Origin of the sequence: Bernardetia sp. Wsw4-3y2, from assembly GCF_037126295.1 — a bacterium.
In the GTDB taxonomy this organism is placed as follows: Bacteria; Bacteroidota; Bacteroidia; order Cytophagales; family Bernardetiaceae; genus Bernardetia.
This window is the reverse complement of sequence record NZ_CP147018.1, coordinates 207917-228411: the sequence shown is the minus strand read 5'-3', so window position 1 is coordinate 228411 and position 20495 is coordinate 207917. Positions and strand designations below refer to the sequence as shown.

Here is a 20495-nt window from a genome sequence, read left to right as displayed (position 1 = left end):
TATAGATAGCTAAAAATGTAAATTTATTTTTTCTACATTCCTAAGCAATAAATAGGTGTAAATATTTTAATTCAAATAACTATTCTATTCTCACACCCACTACCAAAATATCATCTGTTTGTTTTAGATTTCCACGCCACATTTCTAAAGCTGCTTGTAGTTTTTCTTCTTGTTCTGCTGCTGATAAATAATGATATTCTAATAAAAACTCTCTAAAACGACGACTCATAAATTTACGATTTTCTTCTCCTCCAAACTGGTCTGGGAAACCATCTGTATAAAGATAAAAAACATCCCCCTTTTGATATTCAATAGAATGAGTTTGAAAATTCTTTTCTTGTACTTTTTTCGTTCCCATATTTCCAATTGGATAACGAGTAGCTTTTATTTGATGAATTTCATTATCTCTAATAAAACACAAATCTAGTTTTGCAGCAGCATACTTGAGCACTTTCTTAGATTTATTGACACTAAAAATTCCGATGTCCATTCCATCTTTTCGTTTAGAATCATTTGAAAAGGTTTCTTCTAATCTTTTATCCAAAAGAGTAAGAATTTGAGCTGGGTCTTCAATATGACTTTCTCTAATAATCTGATTCAGAATAGAGTTTGTCATTACTGTCATAAATGCCCCTGGAACGCCATGTCCAGTACAATCAATGACGGCAAAAGTAATAATACCTGTTTCTTTATTTTCATAAAACCAATAAAAATCTCCACTCACTACATCACGAGGACGATAAAAAACAAAAGCATCTTCAAAATAAGATTTTATTTCAACTGGTTTTTTCAAAATTGCCTGCTGAATTCTGAAAGCATATTGAATACTATCTGAAAGATGTCCCACGGTATCTTGTAAGGCTTCTTTTTGCAAATGAACTTCTCTGTAAGCTCTTGCTTTTAAGAAAGAAGAAACAGCATGTTCGGTAAAACGCTGTAACTGACGAGATTCTGTAAGCGAAAAAGAACGTTCTTTTTCAAAATCAAAAACTAATATTGCTTCTGGAAAATTTCCTATCAGAATTGGAATAACAAGCGAAAAACGAGGAAGATAAGGTGCAAGTAAATATTCTCTATCTGTTGGATACACCTTATAAAAATAACGAGCCAACGGAACTCCCCATTTGAAATAATTAATTACTCTATCAAAAGATAGTTTTTCGGGCAAACGGTGCGTATAGCCATGTGGAACAGCTACATGGAAATAATCTTCTTGATAATACAGAAAATAACCTTTATCGGTATCTTTTACCAGTGTTAGAGCTTGTTCTAAAAGGGTTTCCAAAACATTTTCAAAGGTAACTTGCTGATTTACACTTGCTACAATTCTATCAATGACTTCTAATTCTGAGGCTTGGTTTTGTGTTTCTCTTGTTTTAACTAATAGTGCTTCTGTACGACTTTCTACAAGTTCTTCTAATTTTCTGCGTTGATTTTCAATTACTCCTGCTCTCCACTTATAAATAAAATAAGCAACAACAAGAATAAGAACAACTAATGCCAGCCAAAACCAAATAATTTGAGTCAGTTTTGGTTGTATTCTAAATGAAAAACTTGTTCCTTCTTCATTCCAGACACCATCACTATTAGCAGCTTTTACTTGAAAAATATATTTCTTGGGAGGCAAATCGCCATAAAAAACAGTTCTTTTATCTGTAAATCGCCATTCTTCATCATATCCTTCTAGCTTGAATTTATAAGTTACTTTTTGAGGTGACACAAAAGTAAGTGCATCAAAATGAATTTCTAAATTATTTAGTTCAGAAGGAAAAACTACTTTCCCATTTGCATCTGTTTCTTTCAAACTCCAATTTTTTCCATTTTCATCAAAAACACCTTCTACAATTACGTTTGGTTTGGGTAAAAGACTATGTAGAGTAGTATAATTAAAAGAAGAAATGCCTTGTGCTGTCGGAATCCAAATATTTCCATTTTGGTCAGTTGTGATGTTAGGATATGAAAGTGATGCACAATCACTGCTTCGAAGTCCGTCATTTTCATCGAATGAAGTAATTTTTAGATTATCTGTTTTTTGTGTAATCCAATTTGTAAAATTATCATTCGAAACTGTCCAAACGCCATCATTACTTGTAAACCACCACGTCGAACTTACTTTTAAAATAGAATGAATAGCATCACTAGACCAATGACTTGTCGATTTTGGAGTAGTTATTTTTCCATTATCATAAGTAGAAATTCCATTTTTAGTTCCTATATAAATCGTATTATCCAAAGGGTCTTGATACAAACTCAAAACCAAGTTATCAGCCAACCCATCTTGTGTAGTAAATGAAAAAAATGAAGGTGTTATGTTTCCTTTAGTATCTGAATAAGGATTTTCTATCAATAAAATACCGTTGTCTTCTGTTCCTATTAAAATTTGTCCGTCATGAGTTTCCAAAACACAAGTCAGATTATCAGAAGCCAATCCATTTGAAGTAGTATAATTTGTAATTTTATTTGTACCTAATCTAGTATCATCAAAAATACTTAATCCTTGTGTTGTGGCAATTAAAAGTGTTTTGGATTGTTTTTGGCTTACTCTAATTGCTCTCACAAAATTTCCTACCAATCCATTTTTTGTATCGAAAGTAGTTATTTGTTTGTTTTCAGCGTTGTATTTTGCTATTCCTCCTCCATACGTTCCTATCCAAAAAAGAGGTTGATTTAATTCATTTTTTGTAGCTGTAATACTTCTGACATGACTGTGTGGCAAACCATTTTTGATTGTCAGATAAGAGAATGTATTATCTTGATTTAGAATAGAAATCCCATCACTCTGTGTTCCTATCCAAATTTGTTTATTAGTAGTATTTTCAGTATCAGAATAAGCAAAAACACAATTGGTCAAATTATCAGAAAGTCCTTCTAAAGTAGAATAAGGAGTAAACTTGCTATCATTCAATCGCAAAAGTCCACCTCTGTTCATGCCGACCCACAAACTACCCTCTTTATCTTCAAAAAGTGCTGTAATGCTGTTACTTGCCAGTTCTTCTTTTGTAGTTAAGGCTTCAAATTTTTCTAAACTAGGAATATAACGCAAAAGTCCTCGGCTATTTGTTCCTATCCAAAGTGAACCTAATCTATCGATAAGTAGAGTATTGATAGTGGCACTTTTAATAAGCTGATTTTTATCAGAATAAGTATTTGTTTGTTTTGTTACTTCGTTTTCTGATAAAATATTAAAATTTCTGAGCGTATTTGTTTCTACATTCCAATAAAAAAGACCATTTGCAGTTCCTATATAAAGATTATTTTCGGCATCGCTTTCTAGTGTCAAAATCTGCAAATCAGGCAAAGGAATAGAAATCGGAATAACTTTTCCAGAATCTAAATCAAACTTGGCAAGTCCTTCATCTGTTCCAATCCAAAGCGTATTATGTCCATTTTTTGTATCCTTTAAAAGTGTATTTACTTTTACATTTAAAAAACCATCTTTTTGTGTATAATTCCTAAATACATTTCTACGATAACGGCTAAGTCCTTTTGGTGTTCCTATCCAAATACTTTGTTCCCACTCTTCCAAACATAGAATAGTGTTATTGATTAAATCTTTTTGAGTATTAAAATTCTTAAATGTTAGAAAGTTATAATTAGAAAGCCCTTCTCCATTTGTTCCAATCCATAAACCATCTTGTTCTGTATTCTGTACTACCGAAATAAAATTATCTGGAATTCCAGTATTTACGTTGTTTTTCAAATCGGTAGGTGCAGAAAAAACTTTAAATTCTCTACCATCAAACTTGACAAGTCCATTGTGTGTTCCTATCCACAAATAACCATCATCAGATTGAGTAATTGAAGTAATGCTGTTTTGAGGAAGCCCATCTCTTTTTTGCCACGTATTTTGGCTATACTGCGTGATTTTTTTGGAAGAAGAAAGAAATGACTGAGCCTGAGAAGAAATACTGAAAGCAAAAGAAAGAAAGAAAAAAAGAAAACAGAATAAAAACCACAAACAAAAACCCTTTACAAATTGTAAATTGAGAGAAAAATAAGATATTTTTTTGTTAGAAGTAAAAGACACTTTTAATAGAATGGATTGTTTTTTTTGAAACTAATAACCTAGCTTAGAAAGACTAAAAAAATAAATTTATATTTTTAGCTATCTATAAAAACAGAATTAAAATCCTGTTCAATTAAAAAACTACCTTTTGTGATTTTTTACAAAGATATGTTTTCAAAAATAGGTTATGAATTATAAATTGGACAGGGTTTTAACCCTGTTTATTAATGGGTGAATTTATTCATTTTATATTCCTTAGACAGGACAAAATACGATTATTTTCTGATAAATTGGATTAAACCTCAGTCATTCATAAATAATATAATTTGTAATTAGCTTCACTGCTCTAGCAGGTCGTAATTGACTAAAGAATTACTTAACTTTGCAAACTCTTTTAACAAATATAACACAAAGATTATGACAGTTATTCCTTATAAAGACCAATCAGCTTCTAAAAAAGACCAAGTAGCACAAATGTTCGATAATATATCGAATAACTACGATTTACTCAATCGAATACTAAGTGGTGGAATAGATATTATTTGGAGAAAAAAAGCCATTTCATACCTCAAATCCGAACGCCCTCAAGTGATGCTTGATGTAGCAACAGGAACAGGTGATTTTGCCATTGAAGCCTATAAAAAACTCAAACCTAAGAAAATAGTGGGTGTAGATATTTCTACAGGAATGCTATCTTATGGAAGAGAAAAAATAGAAAAATTAGGACTTCAAGATATTATAGACTTAAAAATTGGAGATTCTGAAAAATTACCATTTCCAGACAATACTTTTGATGCTGTTACCGTTTCTTTTGGAGTAAGGAACTTCGAAAATTTGGAACAAGGATTGAGAGATATTTACCGAGTTTTGAAAAAAGGTGGTTCACTTGTTGTACTAGAATTTTCACAACCAGAAGCATTTCCTATAAAACAATTCTACTCATTTTATTCAGCACAGATACTTCCAAGAATCGGAAAAACGATTTCTAAGGATACTTCAGCCTATACCTATTTGCCTGAATCTGTTGCTGCATTTCCGTACGGACAAGATTTTCTTCAAATTATGGAAAAGGTAGGTTTTGTTTTTACACGAGATGAAGCACTTACTTTTGGAATAAGTTCGATTTATTACGGAAAGAAATAAATTTTTCTTTTTGTTATTCTATTCTTTACTTTTAACTATGAAAATCAGACAAAAAAACACTTTATTTTCAGTTCTCTTTGTTTTATTATTTTTTGGAATTACTTTTTCTGTTTCAGCTCAAGTTATGAACAAGAAAAAGCCTGTTAATCAGGACAAAAAGCTAAAAGATAAAAGCCTCAACATTCCTGATTATGATTCAAAACCGTTACACTATGGTTTTATTCTGGGATTGCATTATGCTACTATGAGAATAAATTATTCTGACTATTTTACAGACAATACAGATACAACTATTGCTTTATTGCCTCAACGTAGTTTTAGTAATTTTGCTGTTGGGATGATTATAGATATTCCTTTGGCTGACCAATGGAATTTTCGTTTTACACCAACAGTAGGTTTATACGAATACAGTATTACTCATAAACAACTTGAACGCTCAAGTGGAAAATATGTAGATACTAAAGTTCCCGTAGAAAGTGTATTCTTTGATTTTCCTATCCTAATGAAATACAAATCAATACGAAGAAACAACAACCGTATGTATATGGTAGGTGGAATTGTTCCAAGTATAAAAGTAGGAGGAAGAAAGCAGCGTAATAACCAAGAAGCCTTTGGAATGGAAGATTATAACTTAGAAGTTACCTATGGTTTGGGTTGGGATCATTACTTTAGTTTTTTCAAATTTGCACCCGAAATCCGTTTTTCGCACGGCATTGCAAATATGAATCTTCGTAATCAAAGTGTTTATTATAAAAATATTGATAGAATGACTACACACAAAATATCATTGTTATTTCATTTTGAATAACTAATTAACATAGTCATTCCTTTAATTACTCTAACAGAAACTATTTTATAATTCTGTTAGAGTTTTTTTATTTCCTTTTGCTTTCCACGCCCAAGCCAAAAAGAGCAAAATCGTATTTTACAGGGTCATTTGCATCAAATAACCTCAAATTTTGGGTAAGTTCTTCAGCTGCTTTCCAATCAGAAATATTTCTCTCTAAAAGTCCTAGCTTTTTGCTTTCCCTTTCTACGTGAATGTCTAATGGACAAATCAAAACAGAAGGTGAAATATTCTCCCAAATTCCAAAATCTACTCCTTTATCGTCTTTTCTGACCAGCCAACGCAAATACATATTCAACCTCTTACAAGCTGATTTCCTCTCAGGTGTACTTATGTGTTTTTTTGTCCTTTGTGGAGCATACTCTATATCAAAAAACGTATTGTGAAAGTGAGCTATATTTTCTTTTTGAGTTTCTTTTGAAGAAAAAAGAATTTCTAAAGAATCATTTTCTTGATAAAATCGCTGTAAAAAATCTAAGAAATAAAGTAAATCTGTAGAGTTAAAAGTACGGTGCTTAAACTCTTGGAAACCTATATTATTCAAATCTGTCGCTTTATGATTTAGTATAAAATCGTGAGGCGAATTATCCATTAATTCCATTATCAAATTACATTTATTGATAATTGTCTTTCGCAATCCCCACGCTAAAACGGCTGCAAAGAGTGCCGAAATTTCAATGTCTTGTTTCTTTGTAAATCTATGAGGAATTTGGATAGGATCATTCTCTATAAAATCAATGTGGTTGTATTTTTCATATTTTTCTTCTAAAAAGTCTTTTGTCTTTTGGAAATTCTTTGAGTTTAATTTTATCATATTCTAGTTTTTTAAAAAGCATCTAAGGGAGCATTTTCATCAGCATAAAAATCTCCACCAAAATTAGTTCCTCCTCCATTTTTTTCAATAAGTTTGGTATAGAGAATAAAAGTAGCTGCAAAAGTCAGAGGGAGAGTAATGGTTAATCCTAATCCTAAAAAAAGTAAACCTAAAAGATTAAGCAAAGCAAAACCTACCACAAAACCCAAGATACCTATAAAGTTTGCCATTACTAATTTACGACTTGTTTCCATAGCAGACCAAAAATTCATTCTTGCCACTACAATCAAAATAGGAGTAAAAATATAAAGTGTAAAAATAAGACAAGATGGAATCACAAAAAACAGATAAAAACCTATCGTGAAAGTTTCATACGTATTTGTATCAAAAATATCAACTGTGTCATTAACTCCCAACTTTTGAGCTATAAAAAAAATAATTAAAAATGGAATTACTAAAATAACCACAACTAAAATTTGATATAAAGCTAGTTCTTTGATATGTTGAAAACCATCAAATAAATTTTGAAATGAAACCTTATCATTTTCATATATTTTCTGATAATAAGAATAAAAACCAGCCAAAAGAGCTGATATCATTGTCAAATTAACGATTGCTCCCACCAAATAACCAAGTGTTCCCATATAACCTGCAATTTGTGGAACTATAAAAGATAAAGTGAGATAAGAAAAAAAACATAATAAAGTATAAGCTAATAATTGTCCTAAGTGAGGTTTCATAAAATCCCAAGAACGGCTAAATGTATCTGAAAACTCTACACTATACCCTTCCATACGAATGGTAGCAAATTCGTCAGTGGGAGTAAGTCCTGTTTTACTTTGTAGAAGATCATCTTCTGTATAAAAAGTTTCGTTGTCTTGATTTTCCATAAATATCGATAATAAATAGAGGAATAGTAAAAATCAAAAAAAGTCTTACTACATAATGAGGAAGACTTTTTTTAGTTAATTTATATTAGAACAATAAGACATTAAATAGCGTCTAAAGGAGCTTTTTCATCTCCATAGAAAAATTCTCCTGCTCCATTTTTTTCTACCAGTTTTGTATAAAGAATAAAAATAGAAGCATAGGTAAGTGGAACAGTAACAAAAAGTCCTAAGCCACAAAGTAAGGCTCCTGCTGCGTTAATCAATCCCAAAACCCATATAAATCCAAATACTCCACCAAAATTAGCCATAACTAACTTTCGGCTTGATTCCATAGCATCCCAAGCTCCAGATTTATTAGTAGCAATAATAACAGCAGTAAATGTATATAATGTAGAAATAATAACCATAGGTATTATAGCGATAAGAAGCAAAATACTCATTGTTCCTCCTTGCATCATTTGAATTATTTCATTAGGATCTGAAAAATTAACATTCGCTAAGTCAAAAGCAAAAAAACCTATTAAACCCAATAATATAAAAGGAACATAAGTGAATAAGCTAATTAACAAACCTGAAAGTCCAAGAGGTACAGCATCCTGAAAACTTTCAAAGAAATCAGAAAAAGTAGCATATTTATCTTGATAGAGTTTAATGAAGAAATAATAAAAACCTGCCAAAACGATAGCATTAATAGCACCATTCAGAATGCTTCCTATATATGGAATTAATCCTAATATCATACTTAGTATGCCTACAATAATTCCTGCTATTACTAAGAAACCAATAAGAGAACCTAGTTGAGGTTTCATAAAGTCCCAACCCTTAGAAATAGTATCTCCTAATTCTACACTATAACCTTGTTGGCGTACTTTTGCAAAATCATCATTTACATGAAGGGCTGCTGTTTCATCACTATAAAATTCTTCTGTTGTCATAATTAAAAAATAAAGTTGTTAAATTGTGAAATACATTAAAATTAAAAAAGAGCTTTACACTTTTATATTTTATAAAAGTATATATTTTATTAAAAAAACTCAAATGGATAAGTCAATTAACGTAAACATTTGTTAAAAAGTTATTTTTTATTTTTCGTATCAGCTTTTTGTCTATTTGTTAAAACAAAATAGACTTTAAAGCGACTTGTAGATTTTACACATTCTCAGGTTCTTGTCTTTCTCTTGTATTGAGTGCTAATTCTTGTACATAACGACGAAACTGGTCACCTCTATCTTCATAATTTTTGAATAAATCAAAACTTGCACAGGCAGGAGAAAGCAAAACTATATCTTCACTTTCAGCCAAACTAAAAGCCGTTTCTATTGCCTTTTTCATACTCTTAGTTTCTCTAATTTCACTTACTTTTCCTTTAAAAAAGGTAGTTAGTTTATTGTTATCTTTTCCCAAACAAACCATTGCACGCACATTTTTTCTGACAGACTCTTCAATAAGTTCATATTCATTTCCTTTATCTACTCCTCCAACAATCCAAATAAGAGGTTTATCAAAACTCTCAAGAGCATAAGAAACAGCATCTACATTGGTTGCCTTTGAGTCATTTATAAATGTAACTCCTTTTATTGTTTTGATTTTTTCTAGTCTGTGAGGTGCATTGACAAACGACTTTAAACCTTTCATAATTTGCTTATCTGAAAGACCAATAATTTGTGCTACCATTCCTGCTGCTGCTATATTTAGAAAATTATGCGCTCCCTTGAGTGGCAAATCTGAAATAGGAATATCTAACATTTGGGCAGGTGTAGCCGAAATTCTTATTTTATTTTGTAGCGATAAATATTCTTTTTGTTTAGAAATATTAATAGGAAGCATTCTTCCTGCAAGACGATGAAAACGAATGTGCTTGAGAGATTCTATATCTTCTTCATTATAAATAAAAAAGTCTTTGTTACTCTGATTTTCATTGATTTTAAATTTTGCATTTACATAATTTTCCATCTGATAATCATATCTATCCAAATGATCAGGTGTAATGTTGAGCAAAACAGCTACGTGAGGACGAAACTCATCAATATCATCTAATTGAAAGCTACTTACTTCAATAACATAATACTCATAATCGTCTTCAATGGCTTCACGAGCAAAACTTTTTCCTATATTTCCAGCCAAACAAACACTAAGTCCAGCACTTTTGAGTAAATGATAAGTAAGAAGTGTGGTTGTGGTTTTGCCATTTGTTCCTGTAATGGCTATTATTTTGCCAGAAACAAAACGAGAAGCAAACTCTATTTCAGAAACTACATCAATATGTTCTAATCGAATAGCTTCCATAATAGGTGCATTTTCAGGAATCCCTGGACTTTTGATAATTAAATCTGCTCCCAAAACTATCGACTCGGTATGCTGTCCTTCTTCATAAAAAATCTTATGATGTTGTAGCTCATATCTATTTTCGTCCGAAAGTTTATTTTTCTCAGAAAGAAAAACATTATACCCTTTTTCGGCTGCAAGGCGAGCTGCGCCTATACCACTTTCTCCACCACCAAGAATAACTACATTTTTTTGTTTCATAATCGTAAAAGCTAGAAGTAAAAGGAATAAAATATTTTTTTAGTAGAAACTACAAATTTGAATTACAAATTCGAATATTCATAATTTTAATTTAAAATTTACATAAAAATTTCTTCTAAAACAAAATTCTAGTAGATGGAGATATGAAACTAGTTCATGAAGTTCTTTAAAAAAGGAATTTAGCGTATTTATTGGTGTCACTGCACTAAAACACCGATAAGGGCAATAATGAAATACTTTGTAGGGAAAATGGCTTGCATTTTCCTGTATAGTAAGTATTTGAAATCAACTGATTACTGATTATTAGTAACTGGTAACTGACTTGGTAACTGCTCTATAAATTTAGCCTTCAGTTCAGGCGTAGGAATTCTACATTCATTTTTCTGACCAAACCATTTATATCTATTTTTAGCCACTAAATTATAAATTCCATTTCTTAAAAAAGCAGGTACAATTTTGAAGATGCTAAACAACTTCCAACCTCCTGAAAGTCCTGCTGCAATACGTAAAGCTGCTGTAGATTTGGTTTTTATTTTTCCATTTTCATAAACAATCATCGAATCAAAATCACTTGTATTTCTATCAAAATGAGCTAAAAGAGCTTGTCCAAACTCTGATTGTAGAGAAGCAAAATAAAAATTATTGTTAGTATCTTTATCGATAACAAAATTAATTGCACCATTACAAAGATTACAGACACCATCAAACAAAATGACTGTTTTATCTTTAGCTACTTCTTGAAAATTTACTTTTTTTGGTGTTGGGTCTTGAATGAGAGTTTCCATTTTGTTTGAATTTGATTTTAATTAAGTGCAAATTTGTAATTTAATTTTACGTAAAACAAAGATAATTGTTGTTTTGTTTATCACTGCTAAAATCATAGTTTTTAATAATGATTTGATACACAAACTATTATATTGCCTTGATAATTCATTGGGAATAGGAATACATACACCATGGAAGAATCTCTAAGAGAAGAATTCGAAAAATTCTTACAATCAAAAAAAATTAGTCCAAAACTATTCGAAGAGGCTGAAAAAGAACGTTTTGAGGAATGGCAAACTTTATTTTCTGCTGTTCATCCAAAAAGTTTTCTCATGCAAAAACTACATTTAATCAATGATATTAGAAGAAAATATCATTTGGATAAAGAAATTCAATAAAAACTCGTACATTATTTTTTTTCGTCTTTATCCTAGAATTCATCATAAAAATCAATCACTTTGCCGTTGTCGGTGTTTCCACCGACGACAAAATTATATATAAAAAATGAAATACGATATACTCATTGTTGGAGGTGGAATTGTCGGACTTGCGACAGCGTATCAACTTCTTTTGGCTCGTCCTTCCATCAAACTACTTTTAATAGAAAAAGAAAATTCTATTGCGAAACATCAAACTGGAAACAATAGTGGTGTTATTCACTCTGGCATTTATTATAAACCTAATAGTTTGAAAGCTATAAATTGTATTCGTGGCTATGAAATGCTTTTAGATTTTTGTGAGAAAGAAAATATTGCCTTTGATAAATGTGGTAAAATAATCGTAGCCACAAAAGACGAAGAATTGCCAGCACTCAAAACTATTTATGATAGAGGTTTGGAAAATGGTTTGACTGGACTAATAAACATAAAAAAAGAAGAAATTGCTGATTATGAACCCCATGTAAAAGGAGTCGCAGGAATTTTTGTTCCACAAACAGGAATTATTGATTATAAAACGGTTTGTCAGAAATTAGCACAAAAAATAGAGGAACTAGGAGGACATATTCATCTTTCCGAAAAAGTAGAAGATATAAAACTCAATGATGAAACGAATGGGAATATCACTTTAGCAAAAGTAATTACTTCAAATTCAGAGTATCAAACAGGTTTAGTAATAAATTGTGCAGGTCTGTATTCAGACAAAGTCACCAAAATGACAATGCCTGATGCACCTATCAAAATCATTCCGTTTAGAGGAGAATATTACAAACTTGTTCCAGAGAAAAAACATTTAGTCAAAAACTTAATTTATCCTGTTCCAGATCCAAATTTCCCATTTTTGGGTGTTCATTTTACACGCATGATAAATGGCGAAGTAGAAGCAGGACCAAATGCTGTTTTGGCATATAAACGAGAAGGCTACAAAAAAACAGATATTTCAATTTCTGAACTATTAGAAACTCTGACTTTCAGAGGTTTTCAAAAAGTAGCCTTCAAATATTGGAAAACAGGTTTGGGAGAAATTCATCGTTCTTATTCTAAAAATGCCTTTACAAAAGCCTTACAAGAACTTATTCCAGAAGTAGAAAAACAAGATTTAATTACTGCTGATGCAGGTGTGAGAGCGCAAGCCTGTGATAAAGATGGAGGACTTTTAGACGACTTTAAGATTTTGGAAAAACAAGGTGTCATCAATGTTGTCAATGCACCTTCTCCAGCAGCTACGTCTTCACTTTCTATTGGAAAAACAATTTCTGAAATGGCATTAGAGAGAGTTTAGAAAGTTTTTATCAAAAAAATTGTTCAACGACTTTTAAATTTTAATAAAATGCTAGAAAAAATAGACACAATTCCTTGGGCTAAACTGCAACATGCTTATGGCTCGGCTGCTGATGTGCCTGATACTATACGTAGCTTGACATTTTCTGATAAAGAACTTCGTAAAAATGCTCTTTGGGTTCTTTATGGAAACATTTTTCATCAGGGAACACGTTATGAGGCTACTCCTTACGCAATTCCATTTTTATTCGAACTTATTGAGAGTGAATATATTGAAGAGAGACACAAACTTATTTATTATGTTGTTCATTTGGCTTTAGGTTACGAAAATTCGTATTTGTTAGAAGGAATAAATCCACGACAAATAAAGGCAGAACTCAAACATGCACACTCAACCATGTCTGAACAAGAAATCCAGAATAGTAAAGATTATGGATATAGTTATTTGGCTCTTTTGGATTGTTATAGTTTTGTAGAAGAGCGAATTCCTATCTTATGGAGAATAATAGAAAAAACACCCAAAAACCTAAATAATGAAGTTGAGAATAATAAAAACAGAAAATTAATCAATGCAGCTATTTATGCTTTGGCTTGGTTTGCCGAAAAAGGAACAGAATCGGTAGAACTTATCAAAAATCAAATTTCTATTCTGACACATGAAAACGATATTGCAAATTGTATTTTAGCAATTGGCTTGCTTTCCAAAAATACAGAACCAGTTATAGATATTTCTTTTTTAGAAAAGTATTTAGATTCTACTTCTGTTCTTTTAAAAACCTCAGCAGCAATTGCACTAGTAAAATATCCTCTAACAAATCAAATTATCGAAATTTTGATTGACTCAATTACTTCAAATGAAGAACTAAGAAAAATAAACGAAATTCCATTTAACGACGGAAATATAAACGGTTATGCAAGTGGAATGCTTTCTGGTTATGCACAAAATGAAGATGAAGAACAGAAAATACTTTTAGCTTTTTGTCAAGTTTTGGAAAAATTGAATATGTATCAAGCCACCGAAACAACTGGATTTGTTTTGGATATTTTGAATAGAAACAGAACAACTCCTATCAAAGAAACTGACGTAAACGACTTAGAAAAAAATGAAAGAATCGCACTAAGAGCCATTGCAAATTCAAAAGGTTGGGGAGAAGATATATCTTTTGCAAATTTTAGTCTCATGATGAGAGATGCAGGACTTCCACACTCAAAAAAAAGATTGATAGAATATTTGGGAGAATATTATTAACTTGAATTATGTATAACAGACTTCCTAGTCTGTTCAAAAAACAAAAGAACAAGTAAAAAATGACAGTCCACACCTTAGGAAAAGAAAAACACAGTAATTTTCTAGCTCAAAACAGAATTGATCCAATTACAGGAGATTTATTAAAAGAAAATGATGAGATTGTGATTTGTGCAAGTTGCAAGTCTGCTTTTTTGGTGGATTCTTGGGAGTATATGGATAAGAAGCATTGTGAGCAAAGTCTTACATTAAAGGAGATTCCTGTAAATGAAGTTGTTAGAATTAATTTGGTCGCAAAAAACAAAAATTTAGACAGACTTGCTTTTTATAAAGTTAAGACGGTTGAAAAATTTTATAAACAAAAAACGCTTGTTTTAGAATCTGGTCATTTTATAATCAACAAAAAAAAGAGAGGTGAAATTATCATTTATCTAGAAGAGATTGATACAATTAGGATAGAGAAAGATGAACTCTATTCCTATTTAGCTAATTCTTTTCTATTCAAACAAAGACAAGAGGATTTTTATAATCTAATTATTACGACAAAATACAACAAAGCACATAAAGTTTTCATTTCAGAATATGAAGTAGATCGAATTGAAAGAGAAACTAATTTTTTGAGAAAATATAATGGTTTGAATCACATTCAAAACACAAATATTCCTCTTATCATATCTCCAAATGAGAAGGTAAATTTAGATGTATATTTTTAAGCTATTCAATATCACAAAATGACCACTCACATCCTACAAAAAGAAAAACACCAAGATTTCCTAAAACAAGAAAGAATTGACCCAATTACTGGAGATATTCTGCAAGAAGGAGATGAAATTGTGATTTGTGCGAGTTGTAAGTCTGCTTTTTTGGTGGATTCTTGGGAGTATATGGATAGGAAACATTGTCAGCAAAAGCTTACTTTAAAGAAAATTCCTATAAATAGCATATTTAAAATTGAACGACCTCTTATTAGTCTTAATGTAAATCTTGAAGTAAAAACAGTTTCAATCAATAGAGCTTCAAAAATGGCTGCCGTAAATATATATCTTCCTACTACTTGTTTAGGAATAACGTTTGATACCTTTTTTGATACTAATTTTTCGATAGTTTCTGTTATTTCCTTCTTGCTATCTTGGTTCTTTTTTTGGGTAGTCAATGATTATAAGAGCTATTTACAGATAAAAGGAAAGTTTTTATCATTTAAAAAAGAGGAAAAATGGGAGGATAGTATTCTTCTCTCTTCTGTAAAAAATATTCGTTATTACAAACCTAGTCGTTATTGGATGGCTAATTTATTGAGACAAAAATCAGACAAGCTCTACACCTTAGAGTTCACAGTAGATTATAATAAAAAACACAAAGTTTTGATAACTAAAAAAACATTAGAACATATTAAATCAGAAACCAACCTTTTACAAAAATTCAATAAAAACTCTCTTCCCTCTACTAGCGTTAATATAGAAATTGAACAACATACAGTATAAAAAATGACCACTCACACCCTACAAAAAGAAAAACACCAAGATTTCCTAAAACAAGAACGAATTGACCCAATTACTGGAGATATTCTGCAAGAAGGAGATGAGATTGTAATTTGTGCAAGCTGTAAATCTGCTTTTTTAGCTGATTCGTGGTCGTATATGGATAAAAAACATTGTAATCAAACACATACTTTAAGAGAAATACCAAAACAAGAAGCTGTCAAAATCGATAGAGAATCAAGAAATGAAAGACTTGATAAACTTGCTTTTTATCAGTTCACAACAGTAAAACAGTCGGAAGCAACTAGTATTTATACTGGTTTTTTCGCTTTGATAGGGGGAATTATATCTTATTCAACATATCTTCTTGATATGGATTTTTTTCTTTTTGGTTTAGGTGCTGTTTTATTGGGAATAGGTGCAGGAAAAAAAATGTACAAACAAAAAACGCTTATCTTAGATTCTGGATATTTCATAATCAATAAGAGCCTGTTCGAGTTTTTATTTTTTCTTTCTTCTAGCCCCTTTATTTATGAGGTTTAAAATCATAGCTAAATACACAAATGCTTTAGCAGAATCTACAGTTTTCTCATAATCTACTTTTAGTCTTCTGTTTTGATTAAGCCAAGCAAAAGTTCTTTCTACTACCCACCTTTTGGGTTGAGGTACAAATGCTTTATCCTCTTTTTTTTCTCTTCTTGGACTATTGACAATCTCAATTTGTACTCCTGTTTGACTAAATATTTCAGCAGCCAAACTAGCACTTCTATAGCCTGCATCAGCAAGAATTTTAAAGAATTTTCTTCCTCTAAATTGAGCTAAATAAGCTAGATAAGCAAGTTGATTCACGTCAGCTTCATTGGCTGGACTAATCTCTAATTCTAGTAAATTTCCTTGCGTATCTACCAGTATATGCCGTTTACGTCCTTTTTTGAGCTTGTAACCATCTACACCTATAGCTTCCCCTCCATATACACTTTGTACACTTTGAGAGTCTATAGAACCCAAAGAGGGTTTAGCATTTCTACCTTGAGCCAACCGTTCTCTTGTGACCAACTTGTCCAAAAGTTTTTTGTACCAACCCATCTTCTGCCATTTGCTAAAGTAGTCATACAAACTACTCCAAGGAATACCATAACTACTGGGAAGTAAACGCCAACTACTGCCAGAACGAGTGATGTAAAATAGTCCTGAAAAGATATTATACAAACTGTGTTTGCGTTTTCTTTCCAAGTACGAAAAAGGTATAAATTTTTTCATATATTGCCAAAGAGCATCAGATAAATATTCATTAGTAAACATAGTCATTGATATTTTAATTAGTAACTGAAAATCAATAACTTAACTAATAAAAAAATCTGATGTTCTTTTTTATGTATCTAAACTCGAACAGGCTCTAAAGATAAAAAAAATCAAGTAGTTATTCCTACTCAAAATATCAAATCTATAAATACAGAAAAAGCAAAATTCTTTTCTCGTCTTGCTAACTCTATTTTATTTAATAAAGGAGAAAATTTTTATGATTTAATTATCACAACAAAAAACGAAGAAACACATAAAGTTTTTGTTTCAGAACACGAAATAAAACGAATTGAACTAGAAACTAATATTCTAAAAAAATATTCGACTCTAAATAGCATTGAAAATACGATTCAAAATATTCCTTTTGTTACACCTCAAAACGATAGATTAGATTTGGGTTTGTAAACTATAATTTCATAAAATGATAAAAATTAAGCAAAAAGAAACAACTCAAACAAAAGAAAATAAATCTGTCTCTACTCAAATCACCATCATTGGAGGTGGTTTGGCTGGGTTAGCGTGTAGTATTCGGTTAGCTAGAGCAGGAATAAAAGTAATTTTAATAGAAAAAAACACCTATCCATTTCATAAAGTTTGTGGAGAATATATTTCAAATGAAGCCCTAGAATATGTAAAATCTTTAGGCGTAAATCCCTTTGATTTTGGTGCAGTTGCTTTAGACAAATTTTGGCTTTCTTCGCCTTCTGGAAACAAACTAGAATTAGATTTGCCTTTGGGTGGTTTCGGAATTAGCCGTTATACATTAGATTATGAGTTATCAAAAATTGCAAAAAAAGAAGGCGTAGATATTTGGGAAGGAGTTTTTGTAAAAGACGTAAATAAGGGAATGGAAATTGGAAATTGGGAATTGGAGAATACCAATGAGAATAACAGCTCTGAAAACAAATTCTTGATTGAAACTTCAAATGGAACTATTGAAAGTCAGATTATAATTGGTTCTTATGGCAAACGAAGCAACTTAGACAACAAACTACAAAGAGACTTTTCAAGTAAAAATTTCCCTTATATTGGTGTAAAATATCATTTAAAAACTAATTTAATGCCTGATAATGTAATTGCATTGCATAATTTTTGGCGTGGCTACTGTGGGATTTCAAGAATTGAAGATGACAAGTTTTGTTTCTGTTATCTTTCTCATAAAGACAACATTACAGATTTTAAGAAAGTGGAAGAAATTGAAAAACAGCTTTTTACAGAAAATCCATTTTTGAGTAAAATATTGAAAGAAGCTGAGTTTTTGTATGATAAGCCCGAAATAATCAATCAAGTTTCTTTTTCTCCAAAAAAATTAATTGAAGATGATGTTTTGATGTGTGGAGATTCGGCAGGAATGATAACGCCTTTGTGTGGAAATGGAATGGCAATGGCTCTTCATAGTTCAAAAATTTTGAGTGATTTACTCATCCAACACTTTGACAATCAAATAGATTTTAATACTTTAAAAAAACACTATCAAAAACGTTGGACTAAGCAGTTTCAATTGCGATTAAAGGCAGGAAGAACTGTTCAACATTTTTTTGGAGGACGACAATCTAGCGAGATTTTGATAAATACATTCAAATATATTCCTTCTTTGGCTCGTAAAGTAGTTAGTCTGACACATGGAAAAGAGTTTTAAATAATAAAGAGTCGAACAAAAAAGCTATTCCTTTTGTAAAGAAATAGCTTTTCTAAATTTATAAATTTTATAAAAACTACATGCCTAATTGAGCAAAGAAGTAATCTACTTCTTGGTCTGCTTTATCTGATGCTGCTTTCATTTCTGTTTTGAACTGTTCCCATTCAGCTTCAGTTTTGTTTTCAGCATTTTCTAAATTTGCTTTAAAATCTGCGTAATCTTTACGAAGTGCTTCACGTCTTTCTTTTACTTCTGCTGAAACTTTATCGCCTTCAGCTTCCATTTTAGCGTCTACTTCTGCCAAACGAGCATCCATTTTTTCCATTTTTGCATTCCACTCATTTTTCAATTCCATACGCTCTTGTGCCAATTCAGCATTCACTTCGTTCACTTCTGCTTGTGCATCATCTACCATTTCCGTAGCATCTTCTTCTGCTGTTGCTTTTTCAGCAGGAGTACAAGAATAAAAAAGTGTAGAAGAAAAAAGAAGAGCTGCAAATAAAAATACAGAGAATTTAGTAGTCATAATAAAAGTTTTTTGTAAAAAATGCTAGTAATAAAAATAATAGTTTTGATACAAAAATAGTAGAAACTTATCTATTCTGTATTTTAGATTAATTTTGAATCAAATGTAGTAAAAATAATCTTAATTTATCACAAATTAATTTATAAAAAAAGACCTGTCTTCTTTTTAAAGAAAACAGGTCTTTCAAATAGTATCCTAAAAATTGCTTATTAGTTATCTTTTTTTCCATCTAAACGGTCAAAGAAATTACTAACATTTTCACCGATTTGGTCAGCCGTTTTGTTTACGTCAGCTTTAAATTGATCCCATTCAGCTTCTGTTTTGTTTTCAGCTTGATTTACATCAGCTTTAAATGCTTCATAATTGTTATCCAATTCTCTGCGTTCTTCTTTCATTTCAGCAGAAACATCATCTCCTTTTTCTTCAATTTTTTTGTCTAATTCTACCAAACGAGCATCCCATTCAGCCATTTTCACATTCATTTCGTTTTGCCATTCTTGTTTTGCTTTAGCATATTCAACATTTGCTTCAGCAAGTTCTTCTTTCGCTTCTACTACTTCTTCAGCAGCATCATCTTTCTTTTCAGTTGCAGACTGACAAGAATAAAATAGAGAAGAAGAAGAAACTAATAATGCTAATAAAAATACAGATAATTTAGTGTTCATAATAAAAATACAGTTGAGTTTAAAAAAATTAAATAAGTTGTAAAAATAAACATCTGTTTCTTGTTAGAAACAGATGTTTGAAAAGTCTATTTAGCCTTGGATTATTTGCCGTCGCCATCTACATCGATACGAGCAAAAAAGTTATCTACATCAGAAGCAATTTTATCAGCTGTTTTATTTACGTCAGCTTTAAACTCAGCCCATTCAGCTTCTGTTTTATTTTCAGCTTGCTCCATATTTGTCTTAAATTCTGCATATTCGTTACGAAGCTCTTCACGCTCTTGCTTAAGCTCTGCAGATGCTTTATCGCCTTTTGCTTCAATTTTAGCATCTAATTCTGCCAAACGAGCATCCCAAGTAGCCATTTTAGTGTTCCATTCGTTTTTCCACTCCATGCGCTCTTGCTTAAATTCAGCACTAGCTTCATTGATTTCGTTGTTCATTTCAGTCATTTCTTCGTTTACTTCTGCTTGAGCTTCTTTTCTTTCAGAAGGAGAACAAGCTGTAAAAAGTGTTGTTGAAGACAATAGAAGGGCAAATAAAAATACAGATAATTTAGTATTCATAATAAAAAATAGTTGTTGAAAAAATAAGGTTAAAAATAATAATTAAAAATCGTTTTTTTTTGGTTTCGATTTTCAGTTTTGTCTTTGTGTATTATACAGTTTTATCAAAAAATTGTTTAAAAACTGAAATAATTATGGGGTAAATTTAATAATTTTATTAAACAAATCATAAAAAAAAATGTGTATATGAAAAAATGATACAATATAAGTTGATTTGTTGAGCTAAAAACTTATGCTTTTTAAAAATAAAGCAAAAATTTCTTTTTATTTAAGTTCAGTATTTAAAACGTATCTTATTTGAAAAGGTTTAAAAAAATTAAATTTATTTTTATTAGCTGCTCAAAACTTCGTTTGAATTGTATTA

General features: G+C 30.8%; 19 protein-coding genes. 9 read left to right on the top strand and 10 right to left on the bottom strand.

The window, feature by feature from the left end; all coding sequences use genetic code 11:
• Positions 1-79: 79 nt before the first annotated feature.
• On the bottom strand, positions 80-4027 hold the full coding sequence (locus V9L05_RS22445; protein WP_338815765.1) for a two-component regulator propeller domain-containing protein: 3948 nt from the start codon (positions 4025-4027) through the stop codon (positions 80-82).
• A 396-nt stretch (positions 4028-4423) separates the two neighbouring features.
• Here V9L05_RS22445 and ubiE point away from each other — a divergent pair, with 396 nt between their 5' ends.
• Together ubiE and V9L05_RS22435 are read left to right on the top strand one after the other, a co-directional pair.
• Positions 4424-5149 (top strand): bifunctional demethylmenaquinone methyltransferase/2-methoxy-6-polyprenyl-1,4-benzoquinol methylase UbiE, encoded by a 726-nt coding sequence (gene ubiE / locus V9L05_RS22440; RefSeq protein ID WP_338815764.1) that lies wholly within the window; start codon positions 4424-4426, stop codon positions 5147-5149.
• 37 nt (positions 5150-5186) lie between these two features.
• Positions 5187-5957 carry a porin family protein gene (locus tag V9L05_RS22435; protein ID WP_338790898.1) on the top strand — a complete coding sequence of 257 codons (771 nt, stop codon included), beginning with the start codon at positions 5187-5189 and terminating at the stop codon, positions 5955-5957.
• A gap of 67 nt (positions 5958-6024) precedes the next feature.
• Here V9L05_RS22435 and V9L05_RS22430 read toward each other — a convergent pair whose 3' ends face one another.
• From V9L05_RS22430 to V9L05_RS22410, 5 genes are all read right to left on the bottom strand, one after another.
• Positions 6025-6810 carry a TIGR02757 family protein gene (locus tag V9L05_RS22430; RefSeq protein ID WP_338790897.1) on the bottom strand — a complete coding sequence of 262 codons (786 nt, stop codon included), beginning with the start codon at positions 6808-6810 and terminating at the stop codon, positions 6025-6027.
• Positions 6811-6821: 11 nt separating this feature from the next.
• On the bottom strand, positions 6822-7700 hold the full coding sequence (locus V9L05_RS22425) for a hypothetical protein (protein ID WP_338815763.1): 879 nt from the start codon (positions 7698-7700) through the stop codon (positions 6822-6824).
• A 101-nt stretch (positions 7701-7801) separates the two neighbouring features.
• On the bottom strand, positions 7802-8635 hold the full coding sequence (locus V9L05_RS22420; protein WP_338815762.1) for a hypothetical protein: 834 nt from the start codon (positions 8633-8635) through the stop codon (positions 7802-7804).
• A gap of 214 nt (positions 8636-8849) precedes the next feature.
• Complete coding sequence (gene murD / locus V9L05_RS22415; RefSeq protein WP_338815761.1) at positions 8850-10226, bottom strand: UDP-N-acetylmuramoyl-L-alanine--D-glutamate ligase; 1377 nt, start codon at positions 10224-10226, stop codon at positions 8850-8852.
• Positions 10227-10519: 293 nt separating this feature from the next.
• A complete protein-coding gene (locus V9L05_RS22410) occupies positions 10520-11011 on the bottom strand; it encodes a thiol-disulfide oxidoreductase DCC family protein (RefSeq protein WP_338815760.1) in 492 nt (163 codons plus the stop codon).
• Between the two features lie 171 nt (positions 11012-11182).
• Here V9L05_RS22410 and V9L05_RS22405 point away from each other — a divergent pair, with 171 nt between their 5' ends.
• The 6 genes from V9L05_RS22405 to V9L05_RS22380 all read left to right on the top strand — a co-directional run bounded on the left by V9L05_RS22405 (position 11183) and on the right by V9L05_RS22380 (position 15976).
• Positions 11183-11389: a hypothetical protein gene (locus V9L05_RS22405; protein WP_338815759.1), complete on the top strand. Its 207-nt coding sequence runs from the start codon at positions 11183-11185 to the stop codon at positions 11387-11389.
• A 106-nt stretch (positions 11390-11495) separates the two neighbouring features.
• Entirely contained in the window at positions 11496-12710 is a 1215-nt protein-coding gene (gene lhgO, locus V9L05_RS22400) for an L-2-hydroxyglutarate oxidase (protein WP_338790891.1), read from the top strand.
• Between the two features lie 48 nt (positions 12711-12758).
• Positions 12759-13958, top strand: a complete 1200-nt coding sequence (locus tag V9L05_RS22395; RefSeq protein ID WP_338815758.1) for a hypothetical protein — start codon at positions 12759-12761, stop codon at positions 13956-13958.
• A 59-nt stretch (positions 13959-14017) separates the two neighbouring features.
• The gene (locus V9L05_RS22390; RefSeq protein ID WP_338815757.1) at positions 14018-14668 is read left to right on the top strand and encodes a hypothetical protein; all 651 of its coding nucleotides are present in this window, start codon (positions 14018-14020) and stop codon (positions 14666-14668) included.
• Between the two features lie 18 nt (positions 14669-14686).
• Complete coding sequence (locus tag V9L05_RS22385; protein ID WP_338815756.1) at positions 14687-15436, top strand: hypothetical protein; 750 nt, start codon at positions 14687-14689, stop codon at positions 15434-15436.
• A gap of 3 nt (positions 15437-15439) precedes the next feature.
• The gene (locus V9L05_RS22380; protein ID WP_338815755.1) at positions 15440-15976 is read left to right on the top strand and encodes a hypothetical protein; all 537 of its coding nucleotides are present in this window, start codon (positions 15440-15442) and stop codon (positions 15974-15976) included.
• Here the strand turns inward: V9L05_RS22380 and V9L05_RS22375 are convergent.
• Positions 15935-16735 (bottom strand): IS5 family transposase, encoded by an 801-nt coding sequence (locus V9L05_RS22375; protein WP_338811837.1) that lies wholly within the window; start codon positions 16733-16735, stop codon positions 15935-15937. The two genes, V9L05_RS22380 and V9L05_RS22375, sit on opposite strands and share 42 nt — an antisense overlap.
• Before the next feature lie 421 nt (positions 16736-17156).
• Here V9L05_RS22375 and V9L05_RS22370 point away from each other — a divergent pair, with 421 nt between their 5' ends.
• Entirely contained in the window at positions 17157-18374 is a 1218-nt protein-coding gene (locus V9L05_RS22370; protein ID WP_338815754.1) for an NAD(P)/FAD-dependent oxidoreductase, read from the top strand.
• Between the two features lie 76 nt (positions 18375-18450).
• Here the strand turns inward: V9L05_RS22370 and V9L05_RS22365 are convergent, their stop codons facing one another.
• The 3 genes from V9L05_RS22365 to V9L05_RS22355 form a co-directional block, all read right to left on the bottom strand.
• Complete coding sequence (locus V9L05_RS22365) at positions 18451-18900, bottom strand: hypothetical protein (protein WP_338790885.1); 450 nt, start codon at positions 18898-18900, stop codon at positions 18451-18453.
• Between the two features lie 209 nt (positions 18901-19109).
• Positions 19110-19565 (bottom strand): hypothetical protein, encoded by a 456-nt coding sequence (locus tag V9L05_RS22360; protein WP_338790884.1) that lies wholly within the window; start codon positions 19563-19565, stop codon positions 19110-19112.
• A 101-nt stretch (positions 19566-19666) separates the two neighbouring features.
• Positions 19667-20131, bottom strand: a complete 465-nt coding sequence (locus tag V9L05_RS22355) for a hypothetical protein (RefSeq protein WP_338790883.1) — start codon at positions 20129-20131, stop codon at positions 19667-19669.
• Positions 20132-20495: the final 364 nt, after the last annotated feature.